Source organism: Variovorax sp. VNK109 (assembly GCF_049445855.1).
GTDB lineage: Bacteria > Pseudomonadota > Gammaproteobacteria > Burkholderiales > Burkholderiaceae_C > JAGOCV01.
Genome location: NZ_JBMSDV010000009.1, coordinates 1 through 20,531 on the forward strand (window position 1 = coordinate 1; position 20,531 = coordinate 20,531).

A 20,531-nucleotide genomic window follows, 5' to 3' on the forward strand; every position below is an offset into this window, starting at 1 on the left:
AGGCCACCATACCCGTTTACAAAGCGAACAGGAAAGTCAATGAAATCAACGGTCTACCCAGACCACCCCCGCGCCAGTGCTAGCTTTGCGTACCGTCACTTATTGCACTGAAAACGAGGAGACCCCTAGAACGTCCTGCAGCGCGGCCGCGACGATCCGTGCCAGCATGTCCGTGGAGCCACCTGCCTGGAATCCCGCGAGGAGGCGAATGGGCGGCTGGGCGTCGGCCCATGCTCCGACGCCCACCATGCTGGCGGCACCGGCGCTCAAGAAATGCCTACGTTTCATGCTGGCCAGCATAGGCGGGGTGCAGGTTGCAGCGCCATCAAGCATGTGATTTCCGCCATATGGTTCTCGTCAGTTGGCGCCATCCGGTGCGCGGGTCGATGGCAGTTCAAGAGCATCGAATATCCCCTTTTTTGTTGTCGGCCTTCACGAACGGATCGTAGGTGCCGCGGCGCGGCCCATGTAATCATGAATGTGATGCTTTGCAGTGAAGGAGGGTGTGCTTGTGACGGTCAAATCAGCCCAGCGCGTGCTGGAGGTGCTCGAATACTTCGCCGCCACCCGCGATCCCGCCACCGTTGCCGAAGTGAGTCGTCAGCTCGCCTTTCCGCAATCGAGCACGTCGATGCTTCTGAGTTCCCTTGAGACGCTCGGGTACCTGACCTACGACGCGGACGACCGCACCTTCCGGCCCACTGTGCGCGTGATGCTACTTGGGAGCTGGATCCAGGACGAGCTTTTCGGCGAGGGCAGCCTGGTCTCGGCCCTGGACGCACTGCGGCGCTCGACCGGCCAGACCGTGATGGTCGGACTGCGTCAAGGCATCCACGTGCGCTCCATCATCGCGCTGCGCGGCACGAGGGCTGACGCCCTGCCGGTTCGCACCGGCACCCTCGCGGCCGTGTGTCTGTCGTCGATGGGGAAAGTCCTCCTCTCACGTGAAAGCGACGCAATGATCCTGCGCATCGCGCGGCATGCCAATGCGGTCGATCCGGTCTCGAGGAACCGCGTGCACCCGCAATCGTTGCTGGAGCAGATACGCGTCTCCGAGGCGCGGGGGTGGGCCGAGTCGCACGAGTTTCCGTCGCCCGGGCACTGCTCGATCGCCGCGGCGCTCCCGGTCATTCCTCGCCAGCCGCTGCTCGCCCTGTGCATCGGCAGCAGCACCGCGATCATGCACCGCGAAAGGCAGGCACTCGTGACGGCCCTGACGCACGCATGCGAAAACTTCGCCCAGATGACCCAGCGTGCGGCTTCCGAATGAGTAAGTGGCTGCCGGACCAGGTACGAACACGTCGCTGACGAAGCACTGTGGCGCTAGCCGCCCTGCCCACGGGGAACACCACCGCGGGTGAACCGCCGCACTAAACCTGTGGCATGCCAGGTCCGCGACGAGATGCCGAACGGCGGCGACTGTGCGGCCGTGAATTCTGAGAGAGAGCGCCCGTGCGTCTCCCGTCTCCCTGATTGGGTTCGACGGTGAAGCCGGGTAGCAGCTACTTACTCCTCGCACAATAATTGGCGCATGGCCTTCAGACAGAGCAAAGATTTCGTGGCATCCCTGGAGAAGGGATTGGACGTGCTGACCTGCTTCAACAGACAGAACGCCAAGCTCACTTTGTCCGAGGTGGCGCGGTTGACTGGAAGCTCGCCAGCATCCGCTCGTCGTTCACTGCTTACGCTGCACGCTTTGGACTTTTTGGAGAGTGATGGGCGGCGGTTCTGGCTGGGGCCCCGGGTTTTGCTGGTGGCGCATGCCTACCTCGCATCCCGCCCCACCCCCCAGTTGGCCCAACCGCTGCTCGATGCGCTCTCGGAGCGCACGCGGCAGTCGGCGTCCTTGGGCAAGCTGCAGGATGATGACGTGATCATCATCGCGCGCTCCACTGCGCGCCGCAGCCTCTCCACGGGCCTGGGGATAGGTTCTCGCTTGCCCGCCTACTGTTCCTCCCTCGGGCGCGTGGCCTTGGCAAACCTTCCGCAGACCGAGGCCGCACGGCGAATAGGCGACATGCGGCGCGGGCCTCTGACGCCAAAGACGATCTACGAACTTGCCGCAGTGCTTGAGAAAGTTGATCGGTGCCGCCGCGACGGCTGGACGGGTGCCGATGGGGAACTCGAACTGGGCGTTCGATCCATTGCTGTGCCTGTATGCGGCCAGGACGGCAAGTTCATCGCCGGGCTGAGCATATCGGTCGGGGCAGAGCGGATGTCCATGACCGAGTTCACGCGCACCCTGCTTCCCGTGCTCATGCAAGCTCGTGACACGCTGCAGCGTAGCCTGTTCGGAGCCTGCTCTTAGTACTAGCCCGGTGGCAAGTGAAACCATGCGCCACGCGGCGCATATTTTCGCTCGCTGGCGTTGACAGCTCCTGTTCGTCGCATTAATAATAGCGAATCGCTAGTATTACTCGACGGAGATAGAGCATGTTGACTTCCGAGAACAATCAGATCCTCACCCGCGTCGGCCCTGGTACCGCCATGGGAGGGCTCTTCCGACACTTTTGGCAACCGGCTCTTCTGTCCGAAGAACTGTCCGGACCCGATTGCCCCCCCGTGCGTGTGCGTTTGATGGGAGAGGACTTTGTGGCCTTCCGTGATTCGGCCGGGCGGGTGGGGCTGCTGGACTCACACTGCCCGCATCGTCTGGCCGACCTCTACTTCGGACGAAATGAGGAGGGGGGACTCCGATGCGTCTACCACGGCTGGAAATTCAGCGTGACGGGGGAGGTGCTGGACATGCCCAGCGAGCCCTCCGAAAGCCCGATGCGATGCAACCCGAACGTCCGAGCCAAGGCCTACTCAGTGCATGAGGCTGGTGGGATCGTCTGGGCATATCTCGGGCCCGTGGAATCGATTCCTCCCCTTCCACAGATGGAGTTCATGGGCCTGCCCGCAGCGAACGTGTATGCCTCCAAGTGTCTGATGAAATGCAACTACCAGCAGGCACTGGAAGGCAGCATCGATACGGCCCATTTGACCTTTCTCCACCGGTCGATCGGGCCGATGGAAAAGGATGTGTTCGGGGTGGGCGAGCTGCAGGAATTCGGCGATGCAGACGGTGCGCCCAGGTTCTTTTGCGAAGACACCGAGTACGGAATGAGAATCTCGGCACGCCGCGAGGGATCACCGGACGCCTACTATTGGCGCATCACGCAGTGGCTGATGCCCACGAGCGTCCTGGTACCCACCGGAGACGACCTGGTCTGCAGGGCAAATCTGTTCATTCCCATCGACGACGAGAACTGCTGGTGGTATCGCGTGCGATACCACGCCGGTCGTCCTCTCAGCAGCGAGGAACTTGCCGAGTACAGGCACGGAACACTTGACTACGCGAAGCTGCTGCCGGGAACCTACATCCCGGAGGGCAACCGTGCGAATGACTACCTGATGGACCGAACCCTGCAGAGGAGTGGCTCATTTACCGGTATTCCGAGCGCGCAGCTGCAGGACCTCGCCGTGCAGGAGAGTCAGGGCGCTATCGCTGATCGCACGAAAGAGCACCTCGGTACCTCGGACACCGCAATCGTCAGATGCAGGCGTCGTCTGATCGAGTCGGCAAAGAAGTTCGCCAGTGAAGGAATCGTTCCCGTGGCGGCTGCCCGTGGCGACCTCTACAGACGCAGGGCCGTGGCCATGCTGCTCCCGAAGGACGTGACCGCGGAACAGGCGGGCAGTCACCCGGCCACCGTACCGTCTGCCTGACGCCCTTCAGCGAGCACTCTGACCCCTGCGTCTCAGACGAGCATGGTGTCGGGCGACTCGCCGGCGGTGAGTGGGACAGATCAATCCAACCCTGAAGGACATTACAGTGAAAGTGATTACGAAGTTCGGAACGATCATCAGCATCGCGGCCGTATTGATGGCAACCTGCGGCGCCATGGACGCCCAAGCCCAAGGCAAGGACGTCTGGCCCTCGAAGCCCATTCGCTTTGTCGTGCCCTTCGCAGCGGGTGGCTCCATCGATGTTCTCGCGCGCTTGATGGGGCGGCATCTCGAAACGAGACTAGGGCAGTCGATCGTGGTCGAAAACCGCACGGGCGCCGGAGGCACGGTCGGTGCCGATTTTGTCGCAAGGGCTCCCGCTGACGGATACACGTTCTTGTTCACCGCACAGGGGCCATTGGTCCTCAATCCATTCCTCATGAAGCGGCTCCCGTACAACGCGGAAGCCGCTTTCGCGCCCGTAACGGTGGTGGCCGAGGCGCCGAACGTGTTGGTCACGAACCAGGCGTTTCCCGTCGCCAACTTCTCGGAGCTGCGCGGATTCGCCAAAGCGAATCCGGACAAGATGACCTTCGGTACCCAAGGCGTCGGAACGACCGGCCATGTTACCGGCGAGCTAATCAACCAGCAAACCGGAATCAACCTGACGCACGTCGCGTACCAGGGCTTTCCACCGGCTCTTACGGACGTTCTTGCCGGGCGGGTGGGGATGATGATCGCGGACACCATCAATCTGTTGCCGCGAATCCGTTCAGGTCAGCTGCGGCCGATTGCAGTGGCGTCCGCCAAGCGAAGTTCGGTATTGCCGGAAGTTCCGACATTTGCCGAGGCAGGCTACCCGGAGATCGTTTCAGGACCCTGGTTTGCAGTTCTCGCTCCGGCAGGAACAAAGCTTGAATTCCGCAGAAAGCTGTCGGAAGAAATGCGTCACGTGCTCGCGCAACGCGATGTGCAGGAGAAGCTCACTGAGCTGGGCGTAGAAAGCCGCGGATCAAGTCCCGAGCAGTTCGACTCCTACCTGAAGTCGGAGTTCAAGCGCTGGGGTTCCGTGATTCAGAAGGCAGGCATCACGCTGGGCAACTGAGAAATCATGACGGTATGGATGCCAGAGCTCCGGCCCGATCCTCCAGCACCGACATCACGCGAAAGAAGATCGCTGATTCGTCTGAGGGTATCCCGGCCAAGAGCTCTGCTTCCACAGCATTGATCATGTCCTCCACCTGCCGGTGAACCTTTTTTCCTGAGGGTGTAAGGCTGAGTCGCAAGCGCCTCCTGTCTTCGTGGTCCACGTCCTTCTGCACATAACCTTGCTCGACCAACTTATCAATGGCGCGGGCCACGAAGAATGCGTCCGTGCTTGTGCGCGCTGCGACCTGCTTGGCCGAGACAGGCGCGAACCGGCCAATGACCGCCATGACTCGCCAACTGATCACGGTCAGGCCGAATTCCGCCTTCCACGCAGGCGAAAGATGGCGGGTAATCCGGGCGGCAATCGAAAGGCATCGATAGGAGATCCGGTTTTCAAGAGAGACACGAGCAGCCTTGGACATGCATGGATTGTACGTATCGAACAAGGCCCGGAATCCACTATCGACCCACTGCAAGGTCGGCGCTTATCTTTGCACAAGAAAATCCGATACGACACGGGTTATATGCGTCAGCCAGGCATCGCGCGCGTCTTGCTGCTTCATGTCGAAATCCAAGAAGTTGGACATCGTCGCTGCGTTGGACAGGTAGTAATAGCAGAGCGAGACAATGGTGAGGTGCAGTTCCATTACCGTCACGTCGCGGCGGAAATGCCCTTCGGCCACGCCTCGCGCCAGCAAGTCTTCGACGATCTTCAGTTGCGGGACTGCACTCTGCCTAATGCGCTCGGACTGCTTCACGTGGCGCGCTCCGTACATGTTCTCTGCGTTCACAAGGCTGATGAATTCCGGGTGTTCCTGGAAGTAGCGCCAGATAAAGGCGATCAGCCGCTTAAGACCCTCTCTCGGGTCGAGCTGCTTCAGGTTGATCCGCCCCTCGGCCAAGAGCATGTCGTCATGAACTTTTTCCAGGGCGGCCAAATAGAGACTTTCTTTGCTGTCGAAGTGGTAGTACAGCATGCGATCGCTGGTCTCCGCCCGTTTACTGATGCGCTCAATGCGAGCACCGCCGAGACCTTCCTGCGCGAACTCCTGGACAGCGGCGTCCACGATTGCCTCGCGAGTTCCGTTGGGCGGACGGCCCACTGCACGCTGCCCAAGCGCATCGGCTGCCGGGCGAGACGGGGTCGCTCGTTGACTCTTAGCCAAGGGTCCTCCTGTTTATTGCAGTGTAAGTGAATAACCACATAAGACGGCCCATAGAGGCGTTAAAACCGAGGGTATCTACTAGTATGTGGGTCGATCGGCCCGAAATATTATTGTTAGAGACGACTACCAATATTCGTCCTTTCAGGAGATCGCTCATGGCCCGCCCATTCCAGTTCCTCGCTAGGTTCTCACTCCAATTGCTCTTGGGCGTTGCAGCATTCGTGACAGCGCCGGCACACGCGGAACAGATCATCACGATCGGTTTCGTGAACCCGCAGACCGGTCCCTTTGCGGCATTGGGGAAGGCGGCCCGCAAGGGTATGGATCTCGCGCTCGACGGTGCGAAGTCGAACCCGGCGCTCAAGGGAGTGAGCTTCAGAGTCGTCGAACGTGACTCCGCAGCAAAGGTGGCCGATGCCGTGCGCTATGCGCGGGAGCTTGAGTCGCGCGAGAAGGTCGATGTCCTAATGGGCGGGCTTTCCAGCGCGGAATGCTTGGCCCTACAGCAATTTGCGGGCGAGGAAAAGCTCCCATACATCGTCGCGAGTGGCTGCTGGGTGGACGACTTTGGTGACGCCGGACGCACTAACCGCTATTCCTTTCGCACCACGCCGAGCAACAAAATGCGCAACGTTGCCTTCGTTTCATGGTTGACGAAAAACGTGGGCAAACGCTGGTACGTGATGTACTCGGACACTGCCTACGGACAATCCGGCCTCAAGGCGTTCAAGGAGGCGGGGGCAGAAGTCGTGGGTTCCGTGGGGGTGCCGTTCGGCGCGACCGATATGGCGGCATATGTCAGCAAGGTAGATCGAAACGCAGACGGTGTGTATTTTGTCTTCGCTGGCCGCGATGCCACGCTGGCTCTGCAGGAGGCGCTGTCGCAGGGACTTGGAAAGAAGCTAAGGCTCGCCGGGATGCAGTCACTGATCATTCCCGAGGCTTTCCCCAAGCTGCCCGAGGCCACCGAAGGCTTGGCATATATCGGCTCCTATCCGCGGGAAGCGAGCGGCCCACTCGATACACCGGCCAACCTGGCCTTCCAAAAAGCCTATGGCGCGGTGGCCGGCGGCGAGCCGGTCGGGCTGAACGCGTTTGAAGCGTATGTCGCCACAAACGCGCTGCTCAAGGCGATCGAGAAGTCCGGCTTCCGAAATCGGGCAGACAGCGAGAAGCTGATCGCAGCGATGGAGACCCTCGACGTCCCCGCGAGTGCGCAGTTCCCAGGTGGCGCGCTCAGCATGCGCAAGCAGGACCGCCAGGCGATCGTACCGCTGTACATCGGGACCGTGAAGGGCGGCAAGGAGTCGGTGGTCCACATGATTCCGGCCGCAGACGTTGCAAAGATCAAGTGAGCAGAATCGTGCCGTTGACCAGCTTGCTTGAGACCAGAGCGCTGGAACAGCGCTTCGGCACGTTTCAGGCACTCTCAGGCGTGGACCTGTGCGTACAGCGGGAGGGCGTCCATGCGCTGATCGGCCCCAATGGGGCGGGTAAAAGCACGCTAATGAATCTGCTGGCGGGCGCCGCCCGGCCAACGGCAGGTTCGGTGTGGTTCGACGGCGAGGAGGTCACCCATACACCAGTGCACCAACGCGCCCGCATGGGGATCGGGAGGTCTTACCAGGTAGTGAAGTTGTTTGCGGGATTGACCTGCGGCGACGCCGCCGAGCTTGCTATACAGCGGGACCGCCCGGTTCTCGACTGGATTCGACCAAGCGCGCGGAAGGAGATTCGCGCCGCGGCACGCGAGCTGCTCGCGAAGCACGGTTTGGTGGAATGGGAACGGCATGAGACCACGGTGCTCGCCCATGGCATACAGAAGCGGCTGGAAATCGCATTGGCGCTCGCCAACTCCAGCAGGCTGCTGCTGCTGGACGAACCAATGGCTGGCTTGGCCGCCCATGAGCGCGCCGAGCTTGCCGATTTGATTCGTGCGCTGGCACAAGAACGGGCCGTCGTCTTTGTTGAGCACGACATAGACATGGTGATGGCCCTCGCTGATCGTGTGACGGTGTTGCACAACGGCCGCATCCTCGCCGAGGGAACGCCGGCCGAGATCCGCAGTAATGCCTTGGTGCGCGAGGCCTATCTGCACCGCGAGGCCGTCCATGCTTGATGTCTCTCGCCTGCAGGCAGGGTATGGCCGCGCCCGCGTGGTTCACGATTTCAGCCTGTCGGTTGGCCCCGGCGAGGTGCTTGGCTTGGTGGGCCGAAATGGGGTTGGGAAGACCACATCGCTCAAGGCCATCCTTGGGTTGGTGGATGTGTTTGGCGGAACCGTGTCGGTGCGAGGACATGTGGCCGGCCCAATGTCTCCGGTATCGGCCTGCCGACTGGGAATTGGGTACGTGTCACAGCAGCGCGAGGTATGCCCTGAGTTGACCGTGGAGCAGAACCTAATGCTCCCGCTGGTGGCCAACCGGCTGTCGACGGCAGCAGTTGACGGCGCGTATCAGCGCTTCCCGCGGCTCGCCGAGCGCCGCCGCCAAGTGGCCGGATCGCTGAGTGGAGGTGAGCGAAAGCTGCTTGCGTTCGCGCGGATCATGCTGTTGACCCCAAGTATCTACTTGATCGATGAGCCGACGGAAGGCCTGATGCCTAAAGCGGTCGATGAGATCGGTCACCTGATCGCCACCATCGCGAGGGACGGTGCGGCTGTCGTTGTTGTGGAACAGAACCTGGCGCTTGTGCGCGCGGTAGCCACTCGCGTCGCGCTTATGAACAACGGCCGCATAGAGGCCACCGTGGATTCGCTTGGCGCCGAAGAGGCCGAGCGCTACCTGGGAGTCTGACTTTGGAGTCCTTCACCATCCAGCTCACGAACGGCCTACTGGTCGGCACCACCATCGCTCTCACGGCTCTGGGTCTTAGCTTGGTCTTCGGCATCCTGCACATCGTCAACCTCGCACACGGCGAGTTCTACATGACGGGGGCGTACCTTTGCTGGGCATTCAATGCATGGCTGGGGAATTTCTGGCTCGCAGTGCCGCTTGCGACCGTGTGCACAGCCCTATTGGGCAGCGCGGTGCTGATGATGTTCTTTCGCCGAATGCTGGGCAGCGGGCCCTTGCGATGGGCGTTGCTGACGTTGGGATTCGGCTATGTACTGCGTGAGGTCGCGCAGCACGTATTTGGTATTGATTTCAAACTAGTCGATTTGCCAGTCGAAGGAACGTTGCCCTTTCTCGGCGGCGCCTATCGCTTCCTTGTCATGTGTCTGGGGCTGTCTTTGATCTTGGGCCTGTACCTCTTTCTTGCGTACTCGCGTCAGGGCCTGCTGATCCGAGCTGTTGCAAGCAACGAGGAGGCCGCCACGGTGGTTGGCGTTTCGACGGCGCGCGTGTACTTCCTTGTCTGCCTAGTTAGCGCGGGGCTTGCAGGCGCGGCGGGCGCCTTCATGCTGCCAGTCACAAGCGCCTATCCAACGATGGGTCTGGAGATCTTGATCATGGCCTTCGTTGTCGTGGTGGTCGGCGGTATGGGCAACGTGCGTGGCACATTGTTGGCAAGCCTTCTCGCCGGGGTGATGCAGGCGATGCTTTCGCTCGCGTTGAGGCCGTCGGTTGCATCTCTGATCACCCTCGTCACCCTGATTGTCATCGTGGTCGTGCGCCGCGCGGGAGCGAGCCGATGAAGACGGGAGTGCGCGATCTCATGCGGGTACTTGCATTGTCGGTGCTGGTCGTCGTGCCCTTCGTACTGCGTGACTACGGGCTCTTCATCGCCACCGAGCTGCTGGTCTGGGCGCTTTTCGCCGTGTCGCTTGATTTGCTTCTGGGCTACACGGGCCTCCCGAGTTTCGGGCACGCGGTCTTCTTCGGCTTGCCTGCATATGCGCTCGGCATCATGCTGGTGCGGCAAGACAGCTTCGCGCTCGCTCTGTTTGCTGGCTACGCAGCGGTATTGGTGGCGGCGGCGGTGATCGGCTATTTTGCGCTTCGTACAGGTGGCACTGGCTACATCATCGTGACGCTCCTGGCCTCGTTCGCGCTGTTCACGTTGGCGCTCACGGTCACCGGCGTGACCGGAGGCGAAGACGGCTTATCGATCCCACGGGTGAAATCTTTCAGCGCGCTCTCGCCACGCGAGGCCTACGCCATCGTCGCCGTGGTCACGCTCACCATGTACCTGTTGGCCAGAATGCTGGTTCGCTCCAGCGTCGGTCACCTGCTGCTTGCGATCAAAGGGAACGAGCAACGCGTGCAAGCTCTCGGCTACAACGTTGACTCCGCCAAGTTGCTCGTAACGCTCGTGTCCGCTTTCATCGCGGGCACGGCGGGCATGCTCTACGTGCTTCTCACACGCACGCTGTCTGCCGAACTCGTCGGACCCGCACTCTCGACCGAGGTGGTGATCTGGGTGCTCCTCGGCGGCGTGCAGACCCTCTTCGGGCCGATTGTTGGCGCGGCCGCATTCATGACGCTCAAACAGCTCCTGAGTGCCACGACGTGGTATCCGCTGCTGTTGGGGCTCGTCTTTATCGCAATTGTCCTGTGGGCGCCAAAGGGCCTTGTGTCCCTGATGCCGGCCTCCATTCGACGCACTCCTGGAGGTTCAGAATGAAATCGGAAGACAACTACGAGCTGACGCGAGTCGGAGCCCACACTCCCGCAGGTCGCATGCTGCGCCGCTATTGGCACCCTGTCGGGGTGTCTGCCGACCTGAAGGACACGCCCAAGCTTGTGAAGATTCTGGGCGAGGAGCTGGTCCTGTTCCGCAAGCCTGACGGGCAGTGCGGCCTGCTCGACTCCCGCTGCCCGCACCGGGGCGCCAACCTCGCCACTGGGTACGTGGAAGCAGAAGGGCTTCGCTGCCCGTACCACGGCTGGCTGTTTTCGGTGAGCGGCGCATGTTTGCAGCAGCCCTGTGAGCCGGCGGACAGCCGTTTCAAGGAACGCATCCAGCAAGTGAATTACCCGGTGCAGGAGCTCGGCGGCTTGGTGTTCGCGTATTTGGGCCCTTCGCCGGCGCCTGAGCTGCCGCGTTGGGATGTGTTGGTGCGGGAGGACGGCACGCGCCGCGCGGCGTTTGCGCGCTTTGTTCCTTCGAACTGGCTGCAGCTGGTGGATAACCACCAGGATCCGGCCCACACCACTTGGTTGCACAAGCAGATGCAGCCTTGGCAGGAAACGCCAGAGTGCCACTACTTCGACTCTGCCATCGGCTCAATCGCGGTTGCCGTCCGGCGCGGCCCGCGCGACGAGACCCGCTACGTCCGCGAAGTGCACTTCATCGCGCCCAACGGCATGAAAGTGCCGATCCCCGATCCTGACGAATCAGCATTCAACCAGCCATCGACACTGCGCCATGTGTGGGTGGTACCGATGGACGACTTGAACACCGTCGAGTGGGAAGTGCTGTTCGCCCCTTTCGACGACGACGGTCGTCCCACGCAATTCAAGTACGACGCTGACCCGGCGCTCTACGACATGCCGCGCCCCGTGCCCTACGCGGAATACATCAGGCCGGGCGCAGATGCGTATCCCGACTATGCCAAGGGAGGAGCGCGCGGCGCGACGGTGATCCTTCGACAAGATACGCAGATTCAGTCCAGTCAAGGTGTGATTCAGCCCCGGGAACATGAGCATCTGGCGACGTCCGACCGTGGCGTAATCAAGCTCCGCCGCATCATCAAGGAGTGTATCGACGCTGTTGCCCGGGGAGATGACCCGCGCGGTGTCTTCCGCACGCCACCTCCGGACGGGGTGATCCACGTCGAAGTAGCCGAGACGATCGTCTCGGAGGACGAGTACCGACAACTGCTTGAACACGAGAGCCTTGATGCTGCTCGATCCGAGCGAGGCGCCACCGAGAAGGCTGCTTGATGCCAGTCGAAGCTGGAATCGACCTGCGGGTCCGCGCGATGGAGCGCCTGGCGGATGGGATCCTGTCCCTCACACTCGAACACCCGGACGGCGGTGATCTACCGCCGTGGAGCGCAGGCGCGCACGTGGACCTGGTCTTCGAAGGTATTGGTACTGCGCAGTACTCGCTGTGCGGTCCGCTCGGGGCCCGAAGGTGGCAAGTTGCCGTGCTGCATCGGCCAGAGGGGCGAGGCGTTTCACGCCACGTTCATCGTGCACTGCGGCCCGGTGACCGCGTCCGTGTCGGTCTTCCGCGCAATCACTTCCCGCTTCAACCCGCTCCGGGCTACCTGTTCGTCGCTGGCGGTATCGGCATCACGCCTATCCGGGCCATGATCGAAGCTGCGGACTCCATAGGTACGCCTTGGCAGCTTGCCTACTGCGGAAGGAGCCGCGCCGGTATGGCGTTCATGGACGAGCTCGAAGATCGCGCCGGCCGAGTCCGTGTGTTCCCGGCGGACGAAGCTTGCCGACTTCCCGTGGGCAAGCTCCTCGCGGAGACAGCGGCCGCCGCGGAGGTGTACTGCTGTGGGCCCGAGGGACTCATTGCCGCCGTCCAAGCGGAAAGTGAACGGCTAGGGCGCCCGGCGCCGCATTTCGAACGCTTCTCAGCTGCACCTGCGGCTCTTCAAGGTGAGAACAGACGATTCTCTGTGGTGCTGGCCAGAAGCGGCGTTACGCTCGAGATCGGTCCGGGCCAAAGCATCGCCGATGTGCTCGACGCGCGCGGGGTATTCGTACCGACCTCGTGCCGGCAAGGGGTGTGCGGCTCTTGTGAAACGCGGGTATGCGCCGGCCGAATCGACCACCGGGATTCCATTCTGTCCGAGGCGGAGAAGGAGCGGGGTGACACCATGATGGTCTGCGTTTCACGGGCTCGCGACGACCGCTTGACTCTGGACCTCTGAACCCTCGCCTGTGTCCATCCCTGCTGCGGCTGCCATCGGAATCATTGCCGTGGCCGAGTTGTTCTGTACATCGCTCTGGTTCAGTGCCAATGGCGCCGCAGCCGAACTTCTGCGGGGTTGGGGGCTGCCCCCTTCTTCCGTCGGGGCCCTGACGTCGGCTGTGCAGGGCGGCTTCATCTTCGGGACCCTAGCCTTCGCGCTCTCGAATCTGGCCGACAGGGTGCCTGCCAGCCGCATCTTCTTCGTTTCCGGGTTGCTTGGCGCCCTCGCTAACGCACTGTTCGCATTCGGCGGCTTCGGCTTCGCTCCGTCGCTCGCGCTGCGCTTCGCGGATGGTGTGGCGCTTGCGGGAATTTACCCCCTGGGCATGAAGCTGGTGGTCGGGTGGAATCGGGGCCGGACTGCGGACACGCTCGCAGTGCTGGTAGGCATGCTGGTGCTAGGAACAGCCTTTCCGTACGGGCTACGTGCCTGGGCCCCCGGACTAGACTGGCACTCCACCGTCGCGGCTGCCTCGCTGCTGTCTGTCGTCGGAGCCATCCTCGTTTTGGTCACCGGGGATGGTCCCGATGCCAGATTAAACACCGTCGGCGTTCATCCCAGATTGGGCAGTGTGCTGCAGGCATTCCGAGTGCCCGCCTTCCGCTCGGCCGCGTTCGGATACTTCGGACATATGTGGGAGTTGTACGCCTTTTGGACGCTTGTTCCTTTTTTGGTCGCGCCACTGATGCCAGCCTCTCTAGGCCCCGCCGCCAACTTTGGCGTGATCGCAGCTGGTTTCGTCGGCAGCTTGGTCGCAGGCAGGTTGGCGCGTCGCTTTGGCAGCGCGCCCGTCGCCGCAGTCGCACTGTCCGCTTCCGGAACGATTTGCGTGATCTATCCTTTCACCGCGGCTTGGCCAGACTTCCTGCGGCTAGCAGTGCTTGTGTTCTGGGGCGCCACAGTTGTGGCGGACTCGGCGCAGTTCTCCAGTCTCTCGAGCCAGGCCTGCTCCGCAGATCTGATAGGCAGCGCGCTGGCGGTGCAAAACGCGATCGGCTTTGCCATCAGCATCATGTCGATCAGCCTGGTCACTGAGCTGTTCGGCTCAAAAGGAGAAGCGGCCGTGACCTGGCTTGCGCTTGGTCCTGCCTTGGGATTGGTGGCGATGTTCCTGCGAGGATCGACGAAGTTGCGCTGGCCGAAGTCGTCGCGCTATGAATGAAAATGGGGTTCAGTTTCGACGATTCGCGACTGCCTTGTCGCACGAGGGACGAGAAGATGCCAGCCTTGCGAGTCACTGGCGGTGGAACCCCGATGCATGGAAATTCGGCAGATCCAAAATGACTCAGGCGGGATCGTCCAGGAAACATCTGAGCGGCCGGGTGAGACCTAGTGCGTCCGCAAATACGTCCCCGAGGCTGGGCGACAATCGATTCCGACTACCTAACAGACATTCGCTATGAATCATCCGCTGACGCTTGGCGACTCCGTGCTCGATGAGGACCATCTGAGACTTGAGGACCTTGTTCTCCAACTCCGCGATGCACCCTTAGATGAAGTGTCTCGCCGTCTCGAAGCGGTGCGCGAGCACGCCTCAAGGCATTTCGCTCTGGAAGACATTGAGCTAAGGGCCATGGCGGATGGCAACGCCAAGTGCCACTTGGACGAACATGCGGCGGTGTTGAACTCACTTGACGAGGTGATGGTGGTGCTGACTCAGGTCGATGTCGCGGCAGAGAAGAAGGCACTGCTCATCAATCGCCTCGCGACCGAATTGCACGTGTGGCTGCCGGGGCATGTTCATGAAATGGACGCCGGTGTGGCGTCGCATCGGTCTAAGCAGCGTTTCGGCGGCGCGCCAGTGAAGATCGCGCGGAGGCCGGGCACTTAGCCCACTTCCCACGCTGATCGCTGGAGCTTCGGGCTTCGGTAGCTTCCAGCCCATGTGACGACGCGTCCTCTTCATCACCCAGGTGTTGAATCACCGCGTCCGCGTATCGCGCAGGGTTGCTCCATAAACGAAGGTGCGGCCGCGCCCATGATGTCCCCGTCCGGAAGGCCGTGAAGCAATTCGAACGTTCAGTAGCTGTGGTCCGCGATTAGTACGTTGCGCCTTAAGCACAATCCGAGCGAGCTGCACTCCTAAACCTTCCGAGCTTCCGCCGTCGCGACTTGTTCGACACGCCACATCACGTAGGTCCCGTGTGCGCAGAATCCGGTTGATGTTTCATTTCGTCCAAATCGCGCATCGGCAGCACCTCACTTTCCCGTGTGTTGCGACACTGGCCTCACCGTATCAATGAGTGCGCAATGTACAAGCACATCCTGGTTCCCGTCGATGGTAGTGAGCCATCAAATGGCGCGCTGCGCACAGCGATATCGCTATCAAAAGAGATGGGTGCACGAATTCGCCTGTTGCATGTGGTGGACCGCGCTGTGTACTTGGCCGGCTACGACCCCAGTGGGGGCGTCTCGGCCGATATGTTCGCCACTCTAAGGGACAGTGGGTACCGGATACTCAGAGACGCAGCGACAGCGGCGATCTCGGAAGGGTTGGAGGTCGACCACTTATTGCTGGACGATGCCACCGGTCGGCTAGGTGACCTCGTCGCAAGGGTCGCCCTTCAGTTTGGGGAGGAACTCATCGTGCTCGGGACGCACGGACGCAGCGGTCCAAGCCGTCTCCTGCTGGGTAGTGGTGCGGAGCAGATCATTCGGCTATCTCCAGTGCCAGTCTTGGTTGTGCGCGAGCGCTCGCAAACCGATCTATTTGAAGGCCGCTGAATGATCAGAGACACTTTGAAGGTGTACGTACAAGTGCGGTCTGGCATCAGGGCACCTGTCGCACCAAGCGATCAGTCCCTCGAGCAGCGCGAGCAGGAGCGAGACGCCGGCCTCGCCGCTGGGCCACGCTAATCTGATGCATAGGCAGTTTGCGGAAATCTTCGATCAGCTAGTCGAGGGCGTCGTCTGCGTCGACGCCAACTGGCATTTCACCTACCTAAACCCCTCCGCTCGAAGGCTTCTGCTCGTCGGCGATGAAGTACTTGGGCGCGCCATTTGGGGTCCTTTTGATTTCAGTGCAGAAAGTGACGGTTCGTGCCTCCCCGCAGAGCGAGCATTGGCACGGGGTCGGCGCCAGTAGCACGCGCAAGTGCTTGTCACGCCTTGAGTTTCTGTTGGTCTCCCGATCGGCCGCTGAGGGCTTGTTTGCGTGGTCGATTTCAGCCGCCAGCACTCGTTTTCGCTGCAGTTTGTGACGGCAGGATCTGACCGGCGTAGCGCTCCAGCGGGAATCGGAAGACGCCGCGCAGGTTGATGCCCTCCAGCCGCGTCGGTGCGATGCGCCCGGTCAGCTCCGGCGGCACGATCTGGCGCCTGTTGGCCCACCGGTCCAGTACCGCCTGCATCTGCGCCGTGTTCCATGCCATCACGATGTTGGCCAGCAGGCTCAAGGCGTCGGCCACGGCTTGCATCTCGTCCGCACGCCGGGCCTGGGCCGGCCCTACACGGCCCGTGTAAATCGCACGCTTGAGTGCGTTCACCGCCTCGCCCCGGTTAAGAACCCGGCGCAGCTCCCTGCGGAAGCCGGCATTGACGAAGTAGTCCGCCAGGAAGGCCGTCCTGAGCAGCTTGCCCAGCTGCACACCGGCGTCGTAGATCGGGTCTCCTCTGGCGGCCGCCCCGAACCTGGCCAGCGCCGTCACCGCACTGGCGTGACCTGTCTGCACCGAGGCCGCCAGATGCACCAGCTGGTCCCAATGAGCTTCGATCAGTGTCGTGTCCACGCTGGCCTCACACACGGCGGCGATCTCCACAGGGATTGTCATTCCTCGCGGCACGAACAGGTGGCGTTGCCGCAGTTCGCGCAGCCGCGGGCATAGATCGAAGCCCAGCAGACGCGATAGCGCCATCGCGAAGTCGGTGTAGCCGTGCGTGTCGACAGCCAACTGCGACACCTCCACCCGCTCCTGTCTCACCACCCCTTCGATGGCGGCACCGGCCTGGCGCTCATTGAGCACAATCGGCTGGGCGTGGAAGATTCCCCAACGATCGCGCACGTGGCTGTAAACGCCGATGGAGGCTGTCTGGCGTCGTGGATCCTGGCGTGCCTGCCATACCCGGCGGCTGGTCTCCAGACTCATCATGTCCGAGGAGGCCAGATCGGCTCGGCCCCACGTTGCCGCTACCGCATGGCGCTGCATGAACTCCAGCACCGCCTGGCAGGCCAGGGCCAGCCGCCGCTCATCGCCCGCCCAGCGCATTGCCTGGCGGATGCTGGGAGCCGATAGCTGCGGGATCATGCGGGCGCACTCTGCGGCCGTCAGGCTGGTGCCGTGCGCCAATATGCCGGCGTAGGTCATCAGCAGTTCCTGGCTCGATCTGGGCTCACGCCCGAGCATGATCCAGCTGAAGCGCACCTGAGCGTCCACGGCCAGGATGACCTCTGGCAGTTGCACCTCGCCGATGCGCTGGTCAAGCCGGCTACGCAGTTTGGTGACTTCGGGATCTTCGTCTTCGGCGGCCAGGGGCGCCAAGTGCAACTCGTCGTCCACGCGCAGCAATCCGACGCGAGTGGCAGCCGCCACCGCGTCGATACCTGTGCGAACGCGTGCAAGCAACGGTGTGAGGAAGTCACTGGCCTTGGCCGGCAGCTGCAGCCGGGCGTAGTGGCGCCGGGCTTCGGTCTTCCAGCGCTCATCCGGGATGAACAGCCGCTCGCGGCCGCGGAAGCTCAAGGAGTGCTCAATCCAGACCGAGCCGTTGCGCAGCGCTCGGCGCAAGGCAAACAGAGTGGCCACCTCCAATGCCCGGAACGCCCGCTCACGGTCGACGTCAGCGATGGCTTGACGCCATGCCGGGCCCAGGCGCGCTGCCGTGACCTCGCCCGGCAGGCTCTTGGTGCCGCCAGCGTACAGGGTGCGCAGCCTGTCCAACGCACCGATCGCCGGATGCTCGCCCGTGGCTTGCCAGGCCAGCCCGCTCACTGCCACCAGCAGCGAGCGCACCGGGGCAATGGCGTCGATGAGGTGCTGGCGGATGATCGACGCTCGACTGGGCGGGCGCCGGGCACGCTTGACCGCGACCAGACTGACCAAGCGCGAGCGCAGTTCGGAATCCGGCACCGTCTCCTGGGCCGCAAGATCGGTCAGTTCCTGAAGCAAGTGCTGGTACTGCTGCGCCCAGTCGACGGTTGCCGTCACGCCGTCGGCGCAATGGCGCCAGAGGTCGGCCACACGACGCTGGAACATGAGGATGAGCTGATCTGTGGCCGTCAGCAGGCAATAGCGCAGGAAGCAGGCCATCTCGACCGTGCGCGCCGGCTCCTTGATCCGGGCGCTGATCGAGGGCGCACGGGTGGCCATCCGCCGCGCGTAGCGGCGCACCAGCACGTCGTTGAGCTCACCCAAGTGTTGATCGATGCCCATATCCGTCAGGAACGCGATGCGCTCGAGCACCTCGGTGATCTGGCGCGTCGAGTGCTTGGCCGGTGCGCTCCACAGCCAGCTCTGGCAGTGCTGGCCATCCGGGCGCGCACTGTCCAGCGCCGACGCCCAGCGTTTGAGCAGGCCGGCAGGCACTGCGGCTCGGATCGCCTGGGCCGTGGCGGCCTCGAGTTCGGTCAGTGCAACCGCCACCAGGCTGCGGATGACGCGATCGTGCACGATGAGTAGCCGGTGTTCGTACAACCAATGCCGTGCATGCAGCAGCAGCCGCTCGCGATCAGCGCTGTGGGTCACTTCATCGCGCAGGACTCGCACCAACGCTCGGCGCTGGTGCTCGGTCATCCAGGCAAAGCCCAGCGCCTCGCAGGCCTGCTGCTGGTGATCGAACAGGGTTCGGCCACGAGCGTACAGCGCGCGCAGCGACGCCAGGTCCGGTGTGGTGATGCCCAGCATCTGGCCCAGGTGACGCAGCAACACTGGCGGGACTGCACGCACACTGTTCAACGGTCGGCCACTCATGCGCACGAAACCGATGTGCAGTGCCAGGCCCAGCTTGTGGTTGTCTCCTCGCCGCCTTGAGATCAGTTCCAGCTCGGCTTGACCGAAGCTGAAGAAGGACTGGAGTTCAAAGTCAGTGATCTCACGTGGCAGATCGCGCAGGCCAAGGTATGGGGTCTGCCAGCCTTGCATTTCGGTTGCTCCTCGTCTCCCGGGAAGCAGCCAAAGATACGCCGCGCCAGACCGAACAGCAATCCTTGTGAAATCAACAACTTACCGGCCGAGGGCCGCGCCGTTGCTGGCGATGCGAACCGTCACTTTTGACACTGAAATCAAATGGACCCCGTGCTCAAGCCAATGCGATACGGCTGCCGTCCCGCCGGCAAACCAGCCTTCTACGACACGAAGTATCCCGGGACGTACAACGCTCGCCGCGACAACCTTGAGGGCTTCTGGAAGGGCCAGTTCACCCAACATCACGGCGTCATGGTGGCGACGTGCTTCTACGAAAACGTGGACCGCGACGGCAAGAACGTCGTGCTCGAATTTCGTCCGGACTCTGCTCAACCGATGATGGTGGCCTGCCTGTGGTCTCGCTGGACCGCGCCAGGCGAGCCTGACCTCTTGTCTTTCGCCGCGATTACAGACGAGCCTCCCCCGGAGGTCGCCGCTGCCGGCCATGATCGGTGCATCGTGCCGATTAGGGCCGAGAACATCGATGCGTGGATAAAGCCAAGTTCGCCGGCCGACAGCTATGCAGTCCTGGATGACCGCGAGCGCCCGTACTACGAACACCGCTTGGCCGCCTAGTTGGACGGGCCGAATCTCTGATGATCTTGTGGAATGTACCGCGACTCGCTGCGCGACACGAACTCAGTCCTCAAGACGAGAAAGCAATTGCTCAGAAGTTGGCTGAAAAGTTGGGTGTTTCAGTGGCCACAGCCAGACGGTACATGAGAGATGCAAAAGAAAGGCGCGGAGAAGCGCTGTAGTAAATCCGCCGTTGCGCAACCGCGCCGGCGGAGGATTATTCATCAGAGGACAAGCACCGTGGAACTTGAACATGTGATCATGCAACGCGAGGGGGAACGTGCCCGGCGGCTGGCGGGACAGGTTGAGCGCCAACTTCGTGAGGTGCGCGCGAAGCAGGGCGGTGCGCGCCGAGTCGCCATGCTCATCTATCGCGCGGCCGATGAGGGCATTCGGCAAGCCCAGGCCGAGGTTGATTGCAAGCGCGGGTGCTCGATGTGCTGCCACTACCACGTAATGGTTTCGGCGACCGAAGCACTGGCTCTGGCGCAACGCGCCAAGGACATGCCCCCCGAACAACTGGATCGTGTCACGCTGCGGTTGGAAGATAACGTCGCGCGTACCGCGACCATGACGCGCAGTCAGCATATCTCCACCAATGTCCCTTGTGCATTCCTCGAGAGCGACGAGTGCACGATCTATGAGGACCGACCGCTGGCATGTCGCAAACATCATTCGAAGCAGGTCGAGATCTGCCAGCGTACCTTCGCTGATCCTGGCCACGACGCGAACCATGAGCAGGACCTCGCCTGGATCGTTTCGGCCGAAGCGGTCATCCAAGCGAACGATGCCGCGAGCAAGCGGGCAGGTTTCGACGCCACGCGGTACGAGATGAGCGCAGCAGTCCTGGCCGCGCTCAAGTCGACGTCTGCGTCTCAGCGCCGCTGGCGCGATGGCAAGCTTGCATTTCCGAATGTCCTCGACAAAAGCTCCGTCTAGTTCCCGGCAACTTTTTAGCCTCTAGGCGCTTCGCTAACCGTGCGCAACTCGAAG

The 20,531-nt window shown here is 62.2% G+C and carries 19 protein-coding genes and 1 pseudogene; 17 read left to right on the forward strand and 3 right to left on the reverse strand.

All coding sequences use genetic code 11. The features are described 5' to 3' along the window. Positions 1 to 511: 511 nt before the first annotated feature. The 4 genes from ACO2Q9_RS20380 to ACO2Q9_RS20395 all read left to right on the forward strand — a co-directional run bounded on the left by ACO2Q9_RS20380 (position 512) and on the right by ACO2Q9_RS20395 (position 4,816). Positions 512 to 1,270: an IclR family transcriptional regulator gene (locus ACO2Q9_RS20380; RefSeq protein ID WP_164546981.1), complete on the forward strand. Its 759-nt coding sequence runs from the start codon at positions 512 to 514 to the stop codon at positions 1,268 to 1,270. Between the two features lie 261 nt (positions 1,271 to 1,531). Next, a complete protein-coding gene (locus tag ACO2Q9_RS20385) occupies positions 1,532 to 2,308 on the forward strand; it encodes an IclR family transcriptional regulator domain-containing protein (RefSeq protein WP_125953044.1) in 777 nt (258 codons plus the stop codon). 125 nt (positions 2,309 to 2,433) lie between these two features. Beyond that, a complete protein-coding gene (locus ACO2Q9_RS20390) occupies positions 2,434 to 3,711 on the forward strand; it encodes a Rieske 2Fe-2S domain-containing protein (protein WP_125953043.1) in 1,278 nt (425 codons plus the stop codon). Between the two features lie 70 nt (positions 3,712 to 3,781). Then, the gene (locus ACO2Q9_RS20395) at positions 3,782 to 4,816 is read left to right on the forward strand and encodes a Bug family tripartite tricarboxylate transporter substrate binding protein (protein WP_125953042.1); all 1,035 of its coding nucleotides are present in this window, start codon (positions 3,782 to 3,784) and stop codon (positions 4,814 to 4,816) included. Positions 4,817 to 4,820: 4 nt separating this feature from the next. Here ACO2Q9_RS20395 and ACO2Q9_RS20400 read toward each other — a convergent pair whose 3' ends face one another. Beyond that, positions 4,821 to 5,282, reverse strand: a complete 462-nt coding sequence (locus ACO2Q9_RS20400) for a MarR family winged helix-turn-helix transcriptional regulator (protein WP_423314164.1) — start codon at positions 5,280 to 5,282, stop codon at positions 4,821 to 4,823. Between the two features lie 63 nt (positions 5,283 to 5,345). Continuing rightward, positions 5,346 to 5,927, reverse strand: a complete 582-nt coding sequence (locus tag ACO2Q9_RS20405) for a TetR family transcriptional regulator (protein ID WP_164546980.1) — start codon at positions 5,925 to 5,927, stop codon at positions 5,346 to 5,348. A 254-nt stretch (positions 5,928 to 6,181) separates the two neighbouring features. Here ACO2Q9_RS20405 and ACO2Q9_RS20410 point away from each other — a divergent pair, with 254 nt between their 5' ends. The 11 genes from ACO2Q9_RS20410 (at position 6,182) to ACO2Q9_RS20460 (ending at position 15,928) form a co-directional block, all read left to right on the forward strand. After that, positions 6,182 to 7,381 carry an ABC transporter substrate-binding protein gene (locus ACO2Q9_RS20410; protein ID WP_423314166.1) on the forward strand — a complete coding sequence of 400 codons (1,200 nt, stop codon included), beginning with the start codon at positions 6,182 to 6,184 and terminating at the stop codon, positions 7,379 to 7,381. A gap of 14 nt (positions 7,382 to 7,395) precedes the next feature. Next, positions 7,396 to 8,145 carry an ABC transporter ATP-binding protein gene (locus tag ACO2Q9_RS20415; protein ID WP_171022436.1) on the forward strand — a complete coding sequence of 250 codons (750 nt, stop codon included), beginning with the start codon at positions 7,396 to 7,398 and terminating at the stop codon, positions 8,143 to 8,145. Then, complete coding sequence (locus ACO2Q9_RS20420; RefSeq protein WP_164546978.1) at positions 8,138 to 8,821, forward strand: ABC transporter ATP-binding protein; 684 nt, start codon at positions 8,138 to 8,140, stop codon at positions 8,819 to 8,821. The genes ACO2Q9_RS20415 and ACO2Q9_RS20420 overlap by 8 nt, the downstream gene beginning before the upstream one ends. 2 nt (positions 8,822 to 8,823) lie before the next feature. Next, positions 8,824 to 9,663: a branched-chain amino acid ABC transporter permease gene (locus ACO2Q9_RS20425; RefSeq protein ID WP_164546977.1), complete on the forward strand. Its 840-nt coding sequence runs from the start codon at positions 8,824 to 8,826 to the stop codon at positions 9,661 to 9,663. After that, positions 9,660 to 10,592: a branched-chain amino acid ABC transporter permease gene (locus tag ACO2Q9_RS20430; RefSeq protein WP_125953036.1), complete on the forward strand. Its 933-nt coding sequence runs from the start codon at positions 9,660 to 9,662 to the stop codon at positions 10,590 to 10,592. The genes ACO2Q9_RS20425 and ACO2Q9_RS20430 overlap by 4 nt, the downstream gene beginning before the upstream one ends. Next, complete coding sequence (locus ACO2Q9_RS20435; protein ID WP_144196073.1) at positions 10,589 to 11,854, forward strand: Rieske 2Fe-2S domain-containing protein; 1,266 nt, start codon at positions 10,589 to 10,591, stop codon at positions 11,852 to 11,854. Before ACO2Q9_RS20430 ends, ACO2Q9_RS20435 begins: the two co-directional genes overlap by 4 nt. Then, positions 11,854 to 12,801: a PDR/VanB family oxidoreductase gene (locus ACO2Q9_RS20440; protein ID WP_125953034.1), complete on the forward strand. Its 948-nt coding sequence runs from the start codon at positions 11,854 to 11,856 to the stop codon at positions 12,799 to 12,801. Before ACO2Q9_RS20435 ends, ACO2Q9_RS20440 begins: the two co-directional genes overlap by 1 nt. Positions 12,802 to 12,850: 49 nt before the next feature. Continuing rightward, complete coding sequence (locus ACO2Q9_RS20445) at positions 12,851 to 14,005, forward strand: MFS transporter (protein ID WP_249938021.1); 1,155 nt, start codon at positions 12,851 to 12,853, stop codon at positions 14,003 to 14,005. Between the two features lie 237 nt (positions 14,006 to 14,242). Then, positions 14,243 to 14,674, forward strand: a complete 432-nt coding sequence (locus ACO2Q9_RS20450) for a bacteriohemerythrin (RefSeq protein ID WP_423314171.1) — start codon at positions 14,243 to 14,245, stop codon at positions 14,672 to 14,674. A gap of 419 nt (positions 14,675 to 15,093) precedes the next feature. Further along, positions 15,094 to 15,567, forward strand: coding sequence for a universal stress protein (locus ACO2Q9_RS20455; RefSeq protein ID WP_144196071.1), 474 nt, complete (start codon positions 15,094 to 15,096; stop codon positions 15,565 to 15,567). A 136-nt stretch (positions 15,568 to 15,703) separates the two neighbouring features. After that, positions 15,704 to 15,928: a PAS domain-containing protein gene (locus ACO2Q9_RS20460; protein ID WP_423314174.1), complete on the forward strand. Its 225-nt coding sequence runs from the start codon at positions 15,704 to 15,706 to the stop codon at positions 15,926 to 15,928. Positions 15,929 to 16,007: 79 nt separating this feature from the next. Here ACO2Q9_RS20460 and ACO2Q9_RS20465 read toward each other — a convergent pair whose 3' ends face one another. Next, positions 16,008 to 18,920, reverse strand: coding sequence for a Tn3 family transposase (locus ACO2Q9_RS20465; protein WP_423314176.1), 2,913 nt, complete (start codon positions 18,918 to 18,920; stop codon positions 16,008 to 16,010). Between the two features lie 153 nt (positions 18,921 to 19,073). Here ACO2Q9_RS20465 and ACO2Q9_RS20470 point away from each other — a divergent pair. After that, positions 19,074 to 19,538, forward strand: a pseudogene (locus ACO2Q9_RS20470) (SOS response-associated peptidase family protein); the annotation flags it as partial. Positions 19,539 to 19,778: 240 nt separating this feature from the next. Beyond that, entirely contained in the window at positions 19,779 to 20,477 is a 699-nt protein-coding gene (locus ACO2Q9_RS20475; protein ID WP_423314178.1) for a YkgJ family cysteine cluster protein, read from the forward strand. Positions 20,478 to 20,531: the final 54 nt, after the last annotated feature.

Bases quoted from the DNA above. Each gene is read 5' to 3' on its own strand.
- ACO2Q9_RS20455 (WP_144196071.1), top strand. From the start codon at position 15,094: ATGTACAAGCACATCCTGGTTCCCGTCGATGGTAGTGAGCCATCAAAT.
- ACO2Q9_RS20435 (WP_144196073.1), top strand. From the start codon at position 10,589: ATGAAATCGGAAGACAACTACGAGCTGACGCGAGTCGGAGCCCACACT.
- ACO2Q9_RS20440 (WP_125953034.1), top strand. From the start codon at position 11,854: ATGCCAGTCGAAGCTGGAATCGACCTGCGGGTCCGCGCGATGGAGCGC.
- ACO2Q9_RS20450 (WP_423314171.1), top strand. From the start codon at position 14,243: ATGAATCATCCGCTGACGCTTGGCGACTCCGTGCTCGATGAGGACCAT.
- ACO2Q9_RS20465 (WP_423314176.1), bottom strand. From the start codon at position 18,920: ATGCAAGGCTGGCAGACCCCATACCTTGGCCTGCGCGATCTGCCACGT.
- ACO2Q9_RS20460 (WP_423314174.1), top strand. From the start codon at position 15,704: ATGCATAGGCAGTTTGCGGAAATCTTCGATCAGCTAGTCGAGGGCGTC.
- ACO2Q9_RS20390 (WP_125953043.1), top strand. From the start codon at position 2,434: ATGTTGACTTCCGAGAACAATCAGATCCTCACCCGCGTCGGCCCTGGT.
- ACO2Q9_RS20420 (WP_164546978.1), top strand. From the start codon at position 8,138: ATGCTTGATGTCTCTCGCCTGCAGGCAGGGTATGGCCGCGCCCGCGTG.
- ACO2Q9_RS20385 (WP_125953044.1), top strand. From the start codon at position 1,532: ATGGCCTTCAGACAGAGCAAAGATTTCGTGGCATCCCTGGAGAAGGGA.
- ACO2Q9_RS20400 (WP_423314164.1), bottom strand. From the start codon at position 5,282: ATGTCCAAGGCTGCTCGTGTCTCTCTTGAAAACCGGATCTCCTATCGA.
- ACO2Q9_RS20430 (WP_125953036.1), top strand. From the start codon at position 9,660: ATGAAGACGGGAGTGCGCGATCTCATGCGGGTACTTGCATTGTCGGTG.
- ACO2Q9_RS20410 (WP_423314166.1), top strand. From the start codon at position 6,182: ATGGCCCGCCCATTCCAGTTCCTCGCTAGGTTCTCACTCCAATTGCTC.